Origin of the sequence: Nocardia farcinica (assembly GCF_001182745.1) — a bacterium.
Lineage (GTDB): Bacteria > Actinomycetota > Actinomycetes > Mycobacteriales > Mycobacteriaceae > Nocardia > Nocardia farcinica.
The window spans coordinates 1,245,362-1,259,272 of sequence record NZ_LN868938.1; the positions used below are offsets into that span (position 1 = coordinate 1,245,362).

Annotated in this window: 17 protein-coding genes; 12 read left to right on the top strand and 5 right to left on the bottom strand. The window is 71.4% G+C overall.

The annotated features are described in order from the left end of the window. Positions 1-11: 11 nt before the first annotated feature. Complete coding sequence (locus AMO33_RS06115; protein WP_060591126.1) at positions 12-956, bottom strand: helix-turn-helix transcriptional regulator; 945 nt, start codon at positions 954-956, stop codon at positions 12-14. A gap of 128 nt (positions 957-1,084) precedes the next feature. Here AMO33_RS06115 and AMO33_RS06120 point away from each other — a divergent pair, with 128 nt between their 5' ends. The 4 genes from AMO33_RS06120 (at position 1,085) to AMO33_RS30160 (ending at position 4,379) form a co-directional block, all read left to right on the top strand. Beyond that, positions 1,085-2,524 carry an amidase gene (locus AMO33_RS06120; protein ID WP_060591128.1) on the top strand — a complete coding sequence of 480 codons (1,440 nt, stop codon included), beginning with the start codon at positions 1,085-1,087 and terminating at the stop codon, positions 2,522-2,524. Between the two features lie 172 nt (positions 2,525-2,696). Continuing rightward, positions 2,697-3,413 carry an oxygen-binding di-iron domain-containing protein gene (locus AMO33_RS06125; RefSeq protein ID WP_060591129.1) on the top strand — a complete coding sequence of 239 codons (717 nt, stop codon included), beginning with the start codon at positions 2,697-2,699 and terminating at the stop codon, positions 3,411-3,413. A 31-nt stretch (positions 3,414-3,444) separates the two neighbouring features. Then, positions 3,445-4,200 (top strand): Mut7-C RNAse domain-containing protein, encoded by a 756-nt coding sequence (locus AMO33_RS06130; protein ID WP_060591131.1) that lies wholly within the window; start codon positions 3,445-3,447, stop codon positions 4,198-4,200. After that, positions 4,197-4,379, top strand: coding sequence for a hypothetical protein (locus tag AMO33_RS30160; RefSeq protein ID WP_076573441.1), 183 nt, complete (start codon positions 4,197-4,199; stop codon positions 4,377-4,379). Before AMO33_RS06130 ends, AMO33_RS30160 begins: the two co-directional genes overlap by 4 nt. 13 nt (positions 4,380-4,392) lie before the next feature. Here the strand turns inward: AMO33_RS30160 and AMO33_RS06135 are convergent, their stop codons facing one another. Continuing rightward, positions 4,393-5,019 carry a class I SAM-dependent methyltransferase gene (locus tag AMO33_RS06135; RefSeq protein ID WP_060591133.1) on the bottom strand — a complete coding sequence of 209 codons (627 nt, stop codon included), beginning with the start codon at positions 5,017-5,019 and terminating at the stop codon, positions 4,393-4,395. 110 nt (positions 5,020-5,129) lie between these two features. Between AMO33_RS06135 and AMO33_RS06140 the strand changes: the two genes are divergently transcribed. From AMO33_RS06140 to AMO33_RS06155, 4 genes are all read left to right on the top strand, one after another. Next, entirely contained in the window at positions 5,130-5,849 is a 720-nt protein-coding gene (locus tag AMO33_RS06140) for a hotdog family protein (RefSeq protein WP_060591134.1), read from the top strand. A 20-nt stretch (positions 5,850-5,869) separates the two neighbouring features. After that, on the top strand, positions 5,870-6,898 hold the full coding sequence (locus AMO33_RS06145; protein ID WP_060591136.1) for an alpha/beta fold hydrolase: 1,029 nt from the start codon (positions 5,870-5,872) through the stop codon (positions 6,896-6,898). 248 nt (positions 6,899-7,146) lie between these two features. After that, complete coding sequence (locus tag AMO33_RS06150) at positions 7,147-8,532, top strand: hemolysin family protein (RefSeq protein ID WP_060591138.1); 1,386 nt, start codon at positions 7,147-7,149, stop codon at positions 8,530-8,532. Continuing rightward, on the top strand, positions 8,525-9,538 hold the full coding sequence (locus tag AMO33_RS06155; protein ID WP_060591140.1) for a hemolysin family protein: 1,014 nt from the start codon (positions 8,525-8,527) through the stop codon (positions 9,536-9,538). Before AMO33_RS06150 ends, AMO33_RS06155 begins: the two co-directional genes overlap by 8 nt. Positions 9,539-9,571: 33 nt before the next feature. On the opposite strand, the gene AMO33_RS06160 is transcribed toward AMO33_RS06155, so the two are convergent. Beyond that, the gene (locus AMO33_RS06160; RefSeq protein WP_060593322.1) at positions 9,572-10,159 is read right to left on the bottom strand and encodes a TetR family transcriptional regulator; all 588 of its coding nucleotides are present in this window, start codon (positions 10,157-10,159) and stop codon (positions 9,572-9,574) included. Between the two features lie 76 nt (positions 10,160-10,235). Here AMO33_RS06160 and AMO33_RS06165 point away from each other — a divergent pair, with 76 nt between their 5' ends. The 4 genes from AMO33_RS06165 to AMO33_RS30165 all read left to right on the top strand — a co-directional run bounded on the left by AMO33_RS06165 (position 10,236) and on the right by AMO33_RS30165 (position 11,429). Then, the gene (locus AMO33_RS06165; protein ID WP_060593323.1) at positions 10,236-10,646 is read left to right on the top strand and encodes a PaaI family thioesterase; all 411 of its coding nucleotides are present in this window, start codon (positions 10,236-10,238) and stop codon (positions 10,644-10,646) included. A gap of 12 nt (positions 10,647-10,658) precedes the next feature. Beyond that, entirely contained in the window at positions 10,659-10,898 is a 240-nt protein-coding gene (locus AMO33_RS06170) for a DUF1272 domain-containing protein (RefSeq protein ID WP_220275465.1), read from the top strand. Between the two features lie 98 nt (positions 10,899-10,996). Continuing rightward, on the top strand, positions 10,997-11,188 hold the full coding sequence (locus tag AMO33_RS06175; protein ID WP_011209352.1) for a DUF3072 domain-containing protein: 192 nt from the start codon (positions 10,997-10,999) through the stop codon (positions 11,186-11,188). A 73-nt stretch (positions 11,189-11,261) separates the two neighbouring features. Next, a complete protein-coding gene (locus AMO33_RS30165) occupies positions 11,262-11,429 on the top strand; it encodes a DUF4236 domain-containing protein (protein WP_011209351.1) in 168 nt (55 codons plus the stop codon). A 13-nt stretch (positions 11,430-11,442) separates the two neighbouring features. On the opposite strand, the gene AMO33_RS06180 is transcribed toward AMO33_RS30165, so the two are convergent. Together AMO33_RS06180 and AMO33_RS06185 are read right to left on the bottom strand one after the other, a co-directional pair. Then, entirely contained in the window at positions 11,443-12,903 is a 1,461-nt protein-coding gene (locus AMO33_RS06180) for an MFS transporter (RefSeq protein WP_060593324.1), read from the bottom strand. 75 nt (positions 12,904-12,978) lie between these two features. Then, positions 12,979-13,905, bottom strand: coding sequence for an aldose 1-epimerase family protein (locus tag AMO33_RS06185; RefSeq protein ID WP_060591143.1), 927 nt, complete (start codon positions 13,903-13,905; stop codon positions 12,979-12,981). Positions 13,906-13,911: the final 6 nt, after the last annotated feature.

Below are 13,911 nucleotides of genomic sequence, written 5' to 3' on the forward strand. Positions count from 1 at the left end.
CCTGTCAAGGTTCACCAGGAACGGCACAGCCCGATGCGGGTCGCGTAGACGGCCGCGGCGGTCCGGTTGGGCGATCCTGTGCGGCGCAGGATCGCCTCCACGTGGGTGGCGACCGTCGAGGCCCCGATCCGCAGGGTGCGGGCGATCTCGGTGTTGGCCGCACCGTGCGCGAGCAGTTCCAGCACCTCGAGCTCACGCAGGGTCAATCCCGCGGGCGGCGGCACCGGGCGGTGCCGGAGCAGGGTGCCGCCGCGCACCTCGTCGACGCGGACTTCGTGCACCTGCGAGCGGTGGATCACCGTCGCCGACGGCGCCGGAAGCCGACCGACGAGGGCCGCGGCCAGGTCGGTGCACGCGCCCGCCGTCATCGGGCGTGGCGTGCCGTCGCGATCGATGAGCAGGGCCTCCTCCCCCGCGCCGAGGGCGATGGCGGCACCGTTGACCGGGCGCAGCGGGTCGACCGCGGCGGCGAGCGCGTCGGAGACCAGGGTGGTCAGTGCCAGGGTGTGCTCGTCGAGCGGAGTGTAGGTGCTCAGGTTCAGCATGCCGAGGTAGCGGCCGTGCGGCGAGTAGAGGCAGTGGCTGAGCCCGTCGCGGAAGCCGTTGCGTCGGATGGTGTCGAACACGACGCCGCGCCGTCGCCGCCGGTCCACGTCGTGCAACAGCACCGGGAGCCGGGTCTCGCGGAGTTCGTCGTACAACTCCATGTCCGGCATGGCGTCGTTGATCAGGTCCAGCGTCGGGGTGCTGTAGCCGAAGTTGGTGTAGGTGGTGTGCTCGCCGGTCACCGGATCCGGGATCGACAGCGCGGCGTGGTCGTAGGGCACCACCCGGCGCAGGGCGAACAGTAGGCGGGCGGCCTGCTGTCGGAGGGGTTCGCCCACCGGGGACCCGGCCGCCGCGTCCCGGAGTTCCAGCGCGGCGGCGAGACGTGCACGCACCGCCGACTCGCTCATGGGGTCATGGTAAGTGCGCGGCTAGCAACCCGCCCGCGATTGCGCCTCCGTCATTCTGCCGATACGCGCCGTGATGTTCGCTCCTACCCTTCGCCCATCCCGCCCGCGAAGCACGAGGAGAGAATCACATGGATGTCGCCGAATACGCCGCGCACGACGCCACCGGTTTGGCGGAGCTGATCCGCGAGGGCCAGGTCAGCGCGGCCGAGGTCTGGACGGCGGCCGCGACCGCCCTGGACGCGGTCGAGCCCGAACTGGCCGCCGTGGCGGGCGAGCGGTTCGACAAACCGCTCGACTACGACGAGTCCGGCCCGTTCGCCGGGGTGCCGTTCGCGCTGAAGGACCTCATCGCGCACGCGGGCGGGGTGCTCAGCCGCAGCGGCAGCCGGCTGTTCGGCGCCGGTGTCGCCCACCCGGAGGACACCCACCTGGTCGCGCGGTTCCGTCGCGCCGGCCTGGCCATCGGCGCGATCACCCGCAGCCCGGAATTCGGGTTCAACGCCACCACCGAGGCCATCGCCTACGGCGGACCCAGCCGCAACCCGTGGGCCACCGACCGCAGCCCCGGCGGTTCCAGCGGCGCCTCGGCGGCGCTGGTCGCCAGCGGCGCACTGCCGATGGCGCACGCCAACGACGGCGGCGGCTCGATCCGCATCCCCGCCGCGGCCTGCGGTGCGGTCGGCCTCAAGCCGAGCCGTGGCCGGACCACCCCCGGCCCCGACTTCGCCGACCCGCTGCTCGGCCTCGGCATCGAATTCGCCGTCACCCGCACCGTGCGCGACTGCGCGCGGCTGCTCGACGCGGTGCACGGTGCCGAGCCCGGCGACCGTTACCTGCTGCCCGGCCCGGTGCGCAGCTACGCCGAGCACGCCGCCGCGGGTTCCCGGCCGCTGCGGATCGCCGTCACCACCACCCCGATGGACGCCGGTCGCGCGGTCGACCCGGAGTGTGTGGCCGCGGTGAACCGGGTGGCCGAGCGACTGGCGGAGCTGGGGCACGTCGTCGAGGAGGCCGCGCCCGAACTCGATGTGGCGGCCTTCGACAAGGCCAACCTCGACGCGTGGTGCAGCTTCCTCGCCGACGCCGTCCTCGGCGCCTCGGCACAACTGGCCGTGCAGCCCAGCCGGGAGTACCTGGAGGCGACCACGCTGGCGTGTGTCGAATACGGCAAGACCCTGTCGGCGTTCGACATCTTCGCCGCCGACCGCGTGTTCAACCAGACGACCCGCGCGGTCGCGGGCTTCCTCACCCGCTACGACGTGCTGCTGACCCCCACCACCAGCGCACCGCCGATCCCGCTGGGGCATCTCGACGCGGACGACGCCTCGCTGAGCGCGCGCGAATGGTATGACCGGATCTTCGACTACGGCAGCTTCACCGCGCTGTTCAACGTCACCGGCATGCCCGCCATCTCCCTGCCGCTGGCCGAATCCACCGCGGGCCTGCCGATCGGCATCCAGTTCGCCGGCCGCTACGGCGACGAAGCCACGCTGCTGGCGCTGGCCGGCGATCTCGAGCGCGCCATGCCGTGGGCGGACCGTCGCCCGGCCGTGCACGTGGGCCGGTAGCGCACCGTGCGGGTCCGCGCCACGTGCCGGACCCGCACACCGGGGTCTTCGGTAGCCCACACCGGGCAGGCCGTCTTCTCCTGTGGGCTGTCGGCATCCCGCGCACGGGAGTAAACTTCGAGGTCGCGCGTGGTTTCGAGTGGGGGGTCAACGCCAGCACCGGGATTCGATCATGCAAACCCACACCGACGAGATCGCCGACGGCATCTATCGCATCTCCACCTACATCCCCGAGGTCGGACCGACCGGGTTCACCTTCAACCAGTTCTTCCTCGACGCGGAGGAACCGCTGCTGTTCCACACCGGCATGCGGGCCTTGTTCCCGGCGGTGACCGCCGAGATCGCGCGGATCAGACCGGTCGAGGAGCTGCGCTGGATCACCTTCGGCCACGTGGAGGCCGACGAGTGCGGTTCGATGAATCTCTTCCTGGCCGCCGCCCCGCACGCGCAGGTGGCACACGGCGCACTCGGCTGTGCGGTCTCCCTCGACGACATGGCCGACCGGCCGCCGCGACCGCTCGCCGACGGCCAGGTGATCGACCTCGGCGACCGCCGCGTCCAGCACATCGACACCCCGCACGCCCCGCACAACTGGGAGGCGCGCGTGCTCTACGAGCAGACCACCGGGGTGCTGTTCTGTGGCGACCTGATGACCCAGCTCGGCGACGGTCCCGCGCTCACCGACACCGACCTCGTCGAACCGGCGGCGGCCGCCGAAGACGTCTTCCACGCGACATCGATCGGCCCCGCCGTCCCCGCCACCCTGCGCCGCCTGGCCCAACTGGCCCCGACCACCCTGGCGATCATGCACGGCTCCAGCTTCCAGGGCGACGGCGGGACGGCCCTGCGCGATCTGGCGAGCGTCTACGACGACCGGCTGACCGCGTGAATTCGGTTGCGGACGACCGGATCATGGAGACATGACCGCGCCCGGCATCGAGCTGCGCCTGTACGCCGAACTCAACGACTTCCTGCCGCCGCAGGACCGCCAGGACGCACTGTGGCGCCCGGTCCGGCCGCACCAGACCGTCAAGGACATCGTCGAAGCCGCCGGCGTCCCGCACACCGAGATCGACCTGCTGCTGGTGAACGGTGAATCGGTCGGCTTCGAGCATCATCCGCGCCCCGGCGATCGTCTCGCCGCCTATCCGATGTTCGAAAGCCTCGACATCTCCGGGCTGACCCGGGTGCGCCCGCATCCGCTGCGCGAGCCGCGCATGCTGGTCGACGTCAATCTCGGCGGCCTCGCCCGCCTGCTGCGGTTGATGGGCCAGGACGTGCGCTGCGACTTCGACGCCACCGACGCGCGGCTGGCCGAGATCTCGGCCGAGGACCACCGCATCCTGCTCACCCGCGACCGCGGGCTGCTCGCCCGTCGCATCGTCAGCCACGGCGTGTACGTGCGCGCGGACCGTCCGTTCGAACAGATCGTCGAGGTGATCGGCCGCCTCGATCTCGCCGACCAGCTGGCCCCGTTCACCCGCTGTCTGCGCTGCGGCGCGGTGTTGGCCGATGTCGCCAAAGACGAGATAGTCCACGAACTCTCACCCGGCACCCGGGAGAACTACGACACCTTCCGCCGCTGCACCGGATGCGGGCGGATCTACTGGGCGGGCGCGCACCAGCGCAGGCTGGACGATCTCGTCACGCAGATTCTCGCCGCGGTACGGCGTTGACCGGCACCGTCGGCATCGTTGGGCGGAATATCGTGGTGAGGAGCGCCGTTGGCATCGGTGCTCGGCATTTCACCGCCGTCGGCACGGCATCGATACGCATGAATGTCGAGGTACCGGACGAGCGGGTCGACGTGCTCGACGGTCTGGCCGCCCGCGCCCGTGCGGTGAGCAGGGAGTGAGCGGCGGCCGACGCTACTTCCGCGCCGAGCCGACGACCAACGGCACGATCGTGGGCAGGCGGGTCGGCATCCGCATGGCGGTGAGTTCCACCGTCGCGAATCCGCCTGCCCGGACCAGGGATTCGAAATCGCGGTTGGCGTGGCAGCCGTCGGCGAGGCGGCGTTGCAGCGGCGTGAGCGCGTCCTGGAAGACCGCGCGCACGCCGCTGCCGCGCACGTGTTCGTGGAACAGGAACACTCCCCCGGGCCGCAGCACGCGGTGCACCTCGGCGAGGGCACGGGCCGGATCGCGCAGCGAGCAGAAGACCAGCGAGGCGGTCACGGTGTCGAAGGCGGCGTCGAGGAAGTCGAGTGCGTGCGCGTCGCCGTCGATCACGCGCACCGGCACGTCGGGGGTGTCGGTGCGGGCGGCGAGCTGGGCCCGCAGGTCGGGGTTGGGTTCGAGCAGCACCAGCTCCTCGAGCTGGTCGGGATAGTGCGGCACGGACAGGCCGCTGCCCGCGCCGATCTCCAAGGTTCGGCCGCGGGCATGGGCGAGCTGGTCGCGGCGGATGTCCGCCTGCCCGGCGCGCTCGACGCGGTCCATGAAACGGGGATACCAGCGGGCGAAGGAACGCCGGCCGAAGGTCGTTGTGGTCATGGTGGCAGTCTGGCCCGCGCCCGCCCCGCTCGGCATGGCCGGTTCCGGCCATTTCCGAAGGCGGAAACGGGTGATCCGGGCGCGGGGGTCGGCGCGGTTGGCTGGCTGCCATGACGAATTCGACGACAACCACCCTCACCCTGTCCGCCGCCGAGAACGCCCTGCCCGGCATGTCCAACGGCGGCTTCGCCTGCGGCGCCTTCGCCGGTCTGGTCGGCGGCACCGCCACCGTCGTCCTCCGCCACGGGGTGCCGCTCGCGGTGCCGCTCACGGCGACCGGCGACGGCACGAAAGCCGCTGTCACCCACGGCGACACCCTGCTGGCCACAGCGGCGGCGGTCGAGCCGTTCGTGCTGGAACCGCCCGTGCGGGCGAGCATAGACCAGGCCGAGCACGCCCGGCGGTCGCATCCGATGCGCGGGATCGAGCACCCGCTGTCGGACTGTGTGGTCTGTGGACCCGACCGCGACGACGGGCTGCGGGTGACCTCCGGTCCCCTGCCCGGCCACCCGGACGTGCTGGCCAGCCCGTTCGTGCCGACCGAACGCTTCGCCGTGGCAGGCGTCGTGCGCGCGGCCGCGGTGTGGGGTGCGCTCGACTGCCCCAGCTACCCCGCCGCGGCCATGCGGGAGCGGCGGTTCTGCCTGCTCGGGAGTCTCACCGCGCATCAGCGCCGTCCGATCGAGGTCGGCGAGGAACTGATCTGCCTCGGCTGGACCCTCGACGCCGGGAACCGGTCGATACGCACCGCATCCGCCATCATCGATGGGTCGGGCGCGGTCGTCGCCTCCGCGCGGGCGGTGTGGGTGGAACTGCGGCGGCAGCCGTGACGATCGGGAAAGGTGGCATCATGCTGCGCGTCGAGGATCAACTCGTGCGCCACCTGAAGACCTCGGGCGGCGACATCGCGTACTCGGCGGTGGGCAGCGGCCCACCGCTGCTGGTCGGCGGCTGGTGGTGCAGCCACCTCACGCTCAACTGGGAGGATCCGCTGTTCCGGGCGTACCTGTCCCGGCTCGCCGAACGGTTCACCGTGATCCGCTACGACCAGCCGGGCCGCGGCGCCTCCGGCACCGGCGGGAACACCCTCGACCTGGACGGCGAGATCGCGGTCACCACCGAGCTCATCGAGGCACTGGGGTTGGACCGGCTCGCGCTCGTCGGCGCCTCCTCCGGTGCCGCCGTCGCCGCGGGACTGGCCGCCCGGATGCCGGGCCGGGTGCACCGTCTCGTGCTCTACGGCGCGTTCGCCCGCGGCGCCGACATCGCGCCCGAAGCGGCCCGCCGGGCCATGGTCGATGCCATCTCCGCGCACTGGGGTCTGGGTTCGCGGCTGCTCGCCGACATCTTCATCCCCGGCGCCGGCAATGCCGAGCGGGAACGATTCGCCCAGTTCCAGCGGTTGTCCGCGACCGCGGAGCAGGCGGCCCGGTCCCTGGCGGGCGCCTACGCACTCGACGCCACCGACTACCTGGCCGCCCTGACGGTCCCGACCACCGTGCTGCATCGCCGCGACGACCGCGCCGTGCCGTTCGCCCTCGGCGTCGACGTGGCGCGGCGGGTGCGCCGGGCCACGTTCGTGGAACTGCCCGGTGAGGACCACTTCCCGTGGCGCGGGGACGCCGGTGGGGTCGCCGACGCCACCTTGCGCGGTCTCGGGCACCCGATCCGCTCGCACCCCACCCCGCCCGGGCCCGCGGCCGTCACCGAGCGGGAGCGCGAGATCCTGCGGCTGGTCGCCGACGGCCTCACCGACGCCCAGATCGGCGAACGGCTGACGCTGAGCCCGCACACCGTCCACCGGCACATCGCCAACGCCCGCATCAAGCTCGGCGTCCGCTCCCGCGCGGCCGCCGCGGCCGCCATCCGGGATCGGTGACCCACGGTCAGGGACGACGGGGTGCGAGCAGATCGTCCGAGGCCGGGTACGGACGTTCCCGGGGCAGCGGCGTCCAGGCCGCCGTCGCCGACTCGGACAAACGGGATTAATTGGGTTGCCTTATTCTGGGTGGGGTAGGTTGCCATTCGATTGCAGAGAGAGCTGATGAGACGCGCCAAGCGCAAACCTCGAAGACCCTCCCCGCCCCCGTGTGACGCTCCCGCCGTCACCATTTCCCGGAGCCGACCGTGCTGACCGTTCTCGGTATCGCACTCGGCATCCTCGTCGTTCTGGCCATCACCGCCCTCACCGGCTACTTCGTGGCGCAGGAATTCGCGTACATGGCCGTGGACCGGTCTCGGCTCCGGGCTCGGGCCGAGGCCGGTGACGCGGCGGCGGCCCGCGCACTCACCGTCACCCGCCGCACGTCGTTCATGCTCTCCGGTGCCCAGCTGGGGATCACGGTGACCGGCCTGCTGGTCGGCTATGTCGCCGAACCGCTGATCGGCAGCGGGTTCGGGGATCTGCTGGGCGGCGTCGGCGTCCCCACCGCGGTGGGCGTGGCCGTCGGCACGGTGCTCGCGGTGGCGTTCTCCACCGTGGTGCAGATGGTGTTCGGCGAGCTGTTTCCCAAGAACCTCGCCATCGCCCGGCCGGAACCGGTGGCGCGTTGGCTGGCCAGGTCCACCACCCTGTACCTGAGGCTGTTCGGCTGGCTGATCACCCTGTTCGACGCCTCGTCGAACCTGCTGCTGCGCCTGGCGCGGATCGAGCCGGTGCACGACGTCGAGCATTCGGCCACCCCGCGCGATCTGGTGCACATCGTCGCCGAGTCCCGCGACACCGGCGAGTTGCCCGCGGAACTGTCGGCGCTGCTGGACCGGATCCTCGACTTCCCCACCCGCACCGCCGAACACGCGATGATCCCGCGCTCGCGGGTGGACTACGTGGGCGCCGGCGAGCCGGTCGCGCGGGTCCTGGCGAGGATGAGTGCCGGGCACACCCGCTATCCGGTGGTCGGTGACAGCGCCGACGACCTGCGCGGTGTGGTGCACCTGCACGACCTGCTCGACGACCGCGAGACCGGCACGGCGGGATCGCGGTGCCGGCCCGCGGTGTTGGTGCCCACCACGCTGCCGTTGCCGGACGTGCTCGCCCGCCTGGGGTCCGCGGGCGAGGAGATGGCGCTGGTCATCGACGAGTACGGCGGATTCGCCGGGGTCGTCACCATCGAGGACATGGCCGAGGAACTCGTGGGCGAGATCGCCGACGAGCACGACACCGCGATCGAGACCGAGGTCGTCACCGTCGACGGCGACGGCTGGCTGATCCGCGGGGACGTCCACCTCGACGAGGTGCGCCGCACCCTCGGCCACGCGCTGCCCGACGGCGACTACGAGACCCTGGCCGGACTGGTCATCACCGAGTACGGCGGCCTGCCCGAGGTCGGCACCACCGTCGCGATCACGCTCCCGCCGGACCCGGCCGAACTGATCATGGCCGACCCGCCACCGCGGCGGACCCTCCTGGCTGAGGTGCGTGCGGTGGACAAGCACGTGCCCGCGTCGGTGCGAGTGAGCGTCCGCGTCGAGGCTGCCGCGGGGCAGCCGGAAGGGGAGAACCGCGATGGATGACCCGTGGATCGTGCTGGCGGCCACGGTCGGATTGATCGCGGCGAGCGCCTTTTTCGTGGCCGTGGAGTTCGCCCTCATCGCCGCCCGCCGGCACCGCCTGGAAGACGCCGCGCCGCGCAGCCGCTCGGCGCGGGCGGCGCTGCGCAGCGCCTCGGAATTGTCGGTGCTGTTGGCCGGTTCACAGCTCGGTATCACGGTGTGCACGTTGGCATTGGGTGCAATCACCAAGCCCGCGGTGCACCACTGGCTCACCCCGGCCTTCGAGAACTGGGGCGCGCCGCTGTGGCTCGCCGATGTCGCCGGGTTCGTGCTCGCGCTGGTGATCGTGACGTTCCTGCACCTGGTCGTCGGCGAGATGGCGCCCAAATCGTGGGCGATCGCGCATCCGGAGAAATCGGCGACCCTGCTGGCGATTCCGATGCGCGCGTTCATGTGGCTGACCCGGCCGCTCATCGTCCGGCTGAACCAGGTGGCCAACTGGTGCCTGCGCAAGGTCGGCGTGGACCCGGTCGACCAGGTCGGCAGTGGTCAGGACCCGGATGCGTTGCGGCACCTGGTCGAACATTCGGCCACCGTCGGCACCCTCGACGAGCGATACCACGGACACCTGGTGAGCGCGCTGGAGTTGTCCGCGCTCACCGTGGGCGACATCGTGCCGTCCGGCGCCGACCCCAGCGGGGTCTCCCCCGACGCCGACGCCGAGCAGATCGCCGAGACCGCCCGCCGCACGGGGCATCTGCGTCTGCTCGTCGGCGCGGCCGGGCAGGTGGACGGCGTCGTGCACGTGCGCGACGCGTTGCGCGCCGAGCCGGGTGTCATCGCGGCGCGGTTGATGCGCCCGGCGCTGACCCTCGACACCGCGACCGCGGTCTACGAGGCGTTGCGGATCATGCGCGAGACCCGCAACCACCTGGCCGTCGTCACCGACGGCGACCGGGTGGTCGGCCTGATCACCCTGGCCGACCTGCTCGCCCGCCTGCTGCCCACCGCCGACACCGCGGCGTGAATGCCACCGGTGGCCGGTGCGCCGGCCACCGGATCACGCCAGCAGACCGCGGCACAGGAGGGTGAGTTGGGTGGCGGCGGCTGCGCGGTCGCGGCCGTCGGTGGCGGCCACCCGCATGCCCGCTTCGTTGATCGCGCCGAGCAGCAGCTGGGCGGTGAGATGCGGGTCGACGCCCTCGGCGAGCTGTCCGCGTTCGCGCAGCTCGGTGAGCAGGCCCGCGATCAGTGCCAGCGATCGCCCTTCGTCGATTGCCCGCCACCGGGTCCAGCCCAGGGCGGCGGGTGCTTCGAGGAAGACGATGCGCTGTGTGGTCGGATCCTCGGCCAGCACCCGCAACAGCGACGGGCCGAGGGCCAGGAACTTCGCGCCCGGTTCCGGGTGCTCGTCCAGCGCGTGCGCCACGCGCTCGACGAGCGCTCGCTCGGACCGTGCCAGCACCGCCGCCATGACCTCGCCCATGTTGGCGAAGTGGTGATAGAGCGCGCCCCGGGTCATGCCCGCGGCCTCGCTCAAGGTGGTGGTGGTGACGGCCGCGTAGCCGTCCGCCGCGAACAGCCGCGTCGCCACCTCGATCAACCGTTCCCGCGTGGCCTGCGCCTGCGCCTGTCGCAACGTCGTCACGACCGCGATCCTACCCTTGACATACAGAGTGCAGCTCACATTCACTGTGTAGGTGAACAAGGAACAGCTTCAGCAGATGGCGTCCGGTGGCACCGAGCTCATGCGGCTCTTCGTGCCGCAATCCCCTTTCGTGCGCCTGCTCGGCGTCCGGATCGAAGAACTGACCGACGACGAGGCGGCGCTGCGCCTGCCCTGGCGCCCCGAACTGGCCACCGTCGAGGACATGGTGCACGGCGGCGCCATCGCGGCACTCGCCGACATGACCGTGATGGCCGCGGCGTGGTGCGGGCGGGAACTACCCGGCGAATTGCGCGGGGTGACCGCCTCGTTGGCCATGGAATTCCTCCAGCCCGCCCGCGCCGAGGACCTGATCGGCCGCGGCCGGCCCCTGCGCCGCGGCGCGACACTCACCGCCTGCGAGGTCGACATCGTCACCGCGTCCGGCACCCACGTCGCCAAGGCGCTGGCCAACTACAAGGTGGGCTGACCCGTGCTGCGGATGAAGTCACGCTGCGAACTCTGCGGCGCCACGCTGCGACCGGACGGTGAGGCGTGGATCTGCTCCTACGAGTGCACCTACTGCCCCACCTGCCACACGGGCCTGGACAGCTGCCCAAACTGCGCGGGCGAACTCGTGCCCCGGCCGCGCCGGACCACCGGCGCCGCCCAGATCGCGACCCGCCTGCCGGCACGCCTCGCCCGCCGGATCGGTCTCGGGACCACGCGCCCCAGCCCGTGACCCGGTCCGAGTCGGCCCGGATGAGGTCGGGTTGAAATCGTGCGGGCCGGGTAGACCGGGAGTCGAACACCTGTTCTGTCGACTGTGAGGAGTGACCGATGGTGCAGCCGAATCCGGAGAAGGATCCGCAGGAGTGGACCACCGGCGACGAGCCGATGACCGGTCCGCAGGAGTCCTACCTACACACGCTGGCGCAGGAGGCGGGCGAGCAGGTGCCCGAGGGCCTCACGAAGGCACAGGCCTCCCGATTGATCGACGAGTTGCAGCAGCGCACCGGGCGCGGTGAATGAGCCGCACCACCGCGGGAATCCGTGGGCGGTAACGGAAATCGGCTATCCTGGAGCCGGATCAGGGAGGCTGCACATGCCCATCAAGTACCGTCAGCGCAAGTCGTTCGGGCCGTTGAAGCTCAACTTCACCCAATCGGGTCTCTCGTCGTGGAGCATCAAAATCGGTCCGTGGTCGTGGAATTCGCGCACCCGCAGGAACAGCGTGGACCTGCCCGGCCCACTGAGCTGGCGCCAGCGCTGACCCGATCCTCGCCTCACCGCCGGACCCCGGCGATGTCGGGTTCGTCGGACTGAAAACTCAGTGGGGCGGCGATGCTCTCGAGCGACCGCTGCTCGGCCCGCACCCCGAGGACGAGTTCGACCAACCCGGCGAGGATCATCATCGTCGCGCCGATGGCGAAGGCCAGGGCGGTGCGGCCGGGATCGCCGTCACCGGTGAGTTCGGCGAACACCAACGGACCGGCGATCCCGCCGGCCGCGGTGCCGATGGCGTAGAAGAACGCGATCGCCATCGCCCTGGTCTCCATCGGAAAGATCTCGCTCACCGTGAGATAGGCGGAGCTGGCGCCGCAGGAGGCGACGAACAGCACGATCGCCCAGCAGGCGGTGAGGGTGACAGCGGTCAGGTCGCCGCGCACCAGCAGCACCGCGGTCAGCAGCAACAGCAGACCGGACCCGAGGTAGGAGGCGGTGATCATCGGCTTGCGGCCGACGGTGTCGAAGTAGCGGCCCAGCAGCAGCGGGCCGAAGAAGCTGCCCAGGCACATCACCGCGTAGTAGTAGCCGGCCCGGTCGGCGGGCACGTCGAACGAGCGTCCGAGGATCACCGCGAAATTGAAGGTGACGGCGTTGTAGAGGAACGCCTGGCCGATGAACAGGGACAGCCCGAGAGCGCTGCGCCGCGGGTAACGGCGGAACATCACCGAGGCGATTTCCCCGAACCCGGTCGAGCGGCGCTGACGCACCTGCACGATCTCCTCGACCTCCGGCAGCTCCGCGCCGGTGTCGCGGCGCACCTGTTCCTCGATCCCGTCGACGAGTTCCTCGGCCTGCCGGTCGCGGCCGTGGATGAACATCCAGCGCGGGCTTTCCGGTACATGCCTGCGCACCACCAGCACCAACAGCCCGAACACCACTCCGATGCCGAACATCAGACGCCAGCCGATGTTCGGCGCGAACAGTTCCGGGTTCAGCGCCGCCACCGACAGCAACGCGCCGCCGGACGCGCCCAGCCAGTAGGTTCCGTTGATCACGATGTCGACGCGACCGCGGTATTTGCTCGGAATCAACTCGTCCACCGCGGAATTGATGGCCGCGTACTCGCCGCCGATGCCGAGCCCGGTGAAAAACCGGCACAACACGAACCACCAGACCGAGAACGACAGCGCGGTGAGCGCCGTCGCCGCCAGGTATACCGCCAGTGTGATGATGAACAGCCTCTTGCGCCCGTAGCGGTCGGTCAACCAGCCGAACAACAGCGCGCCCACGCACGCACCGGCCACATACATCGCCGCCGCGAGCCCGGACACCTGCGCCGCCGAGATCGGCAGGCCGCTGCCCGGCTCCGACAACCGCCCGGCCACACTGCCGACGACGGTGACCTCGAGCCCGTCGATGATCCAGACCGACCCCAGCCCCACCACGATCATCCAGTGCCATCGCGACCACGGCAGCCGGTCGAGGCGGGCGGGGATCCGGGTGCGCACCGTGGTCATGATGGTGATCTTCCCCGTCGCGGCCGCCGGAAACCGAACCACGCTCGGCCGCAGCCGATATCCGTCCCGCCGCGGTCAGCGGCCCGGGGTGTGGACGATTTCCCAGGTGCGCGAGGTGGTTTCGCCCGGTTCGAGCCAGTGCAGGCCGCGGCCGGAGTTGAGCGCGTCCGGCGGCGCCGTCATCGGTTCGACCGCGATCGCCAGGCCAGGGCCGCCGGGGCGCGGGAACGTGCGCGGGGTGAAGACCTGGAGGTAGCCCCAGTCCCCGCCGTACCGCAGGTCGACGGTGGCGCCGCCGGGGGCGGTGAGCCGGGCGGCCACGCCGTCGCGCGGGGTGACCGCCCCGAACGCGGTGTCGAGGTCGAGGGCATCGACGCGCACGCCTTCGCGCAGGTCGCGGTCGGTGCCGTCGACGGGATGCTCGCCGATCGGGTTCATCCGCTCGTCGACGTCGAACCAGGTGTCGGCGTGGACGGTGAGTACGAGCTCGCCGACGGGCGTGTCGCCCACCCGGAGGTAGGGGTGGGCGCCGACCGCCCACGGCGCGGGCCGGTCGCCGTGGTTGGTGGCGGTGTGGACGACGGTGAGGCCGTCGGATCGCAGCGTGTAGTCGACCGTGGTGTCGAGCAGGAAGGGCCAGCCGTGCTGGGGCGGGATCAACGCCGCCAGGGTGACACTGTCGCCGGTACGCTCGCGCACGCTGTACTCGGTGTTGCGCAGCAGCCCGTGGATCGCGTTGCCGCGGGCGGGTTCGGTGATGTCGAGGTGCTGTGGTGCGCCGTCCAGCGTCCAGCGCGCGTCGCGAACCCGGTTCGGCCACGGCACGAGCACGATGCCGCACCCCAGCGGCGGCGGCGCGGTCGCGGAGATGGGCTCGGTGAGGGCGGTCCCGGCGACGGTCAACGAGCGCAACACGGCCGCGACGGTGCCGATCTCGGCGCGCACGCCGTGCGCGTCCAGCACGATCGACCGGCCGGTGGCGGTGGGGGCGGTGTCTGGCACGCTGTG

What these genes read in the sequence shown, in the direction of transcription:
- AMO33_RS06115 (WP_060591126.1), bottom strand. Translation starts at nt 956, where the DNA reads ATGAGCGAGTCGGCGGTGCGTGCACGTCTCGCCGCCGCGCTGGAACTC.
- AMO33_RS06120 (WP_060591128.1), top strand. Translation starts at nt 1,085, where the DNA reads ATGGATGTCGCCGAATACGCCGCGCACGACGCCACCGGTTTGGCGGAG.
- AMO33_RS06125 (WP_060591129.1), top strand. Translation starts at nt 2,697, where the DNA reads ATGCAAACCCACACCGACGAGATCGCCGACGGCATCTATCGCATCTCC.
- AMO33_RS06130 (WP_060591131.1), top strand. Translation starts at nt 3,445, where the DNA reads ATGACCGCGCCCGGCATCGAGCTGCGCCTGTACGCCGAACTCAACGAC.
- AMO33_RS06135 (WP_060591133.1), bottom strand. Translation starts at nt 5,019, where the DNA reads ATGACCACAACGACCTTCGGCCGGCGTTCCTTCGCCCGCTGGTATCCC.
- AMO33_RS06140 (WP_060591134.1), top strand. Translation starts at nt 5,130, where the DNA reads ATGACGAATTCGACGACAACCACCCTCACCCTGTCCGCCGCCGAGAAC.
- AMO33_RS06145 (WP_060591136.1), top strand. Translation starts at nt 5,870, where the DNA reads ATGCTGCGCGTCGAGGATCAACTCGTGCGCCACCTGAAGACCTCGGGC.
- AMO33_RS06155 (WP_060591140.1), top strand. Translation starts at nt 8,525, where the DNA reads ATGGATGACCCGTGGATCGTGCTGGCGGCCACGGTCGGATTGATCGCG.
- AMO33_RS06165 (WP_060593323.1), top strand. Translation starts at nt 10,236, where the DNA reads ATGGCGTCCGGTGGCACCGAGCTCATGCGGCTCTTCGTGCCGCAATCC.
- AMO33_RS06170 (WP_220275465.1), top strand. Translation starts at nt 10,659, where the DNA reads ATGAAGTCACGCTGCGAACTCTGCGGCGCCACGCTGCGACCGGACGGT.
- AMO33_RS06175 (WP_011209352.1), top strand. Translation starts at nt 10,997, where the DNA reads ATGGTGCAGCCGAATCCGGAGAAGGATCCGCAGGAGTGGACCACCGGC.
- AMO33_RS30165 (WP_011209351.1), top strand. Translation starts at nt 11,262, where the DNA reads ATGCCCATCAAGTACCGTCAGCGCAAGTCGTTCGGGCCGTTGAAGCTC.
- AMO33_RS06180 (WP_060593324.1), bottom strand. Translation starts at nt 12,903, where the DNA reads ATGACCACGGTGCGCACCCGGATCCCCGCCCGCCTCGACCGGCTGCCG.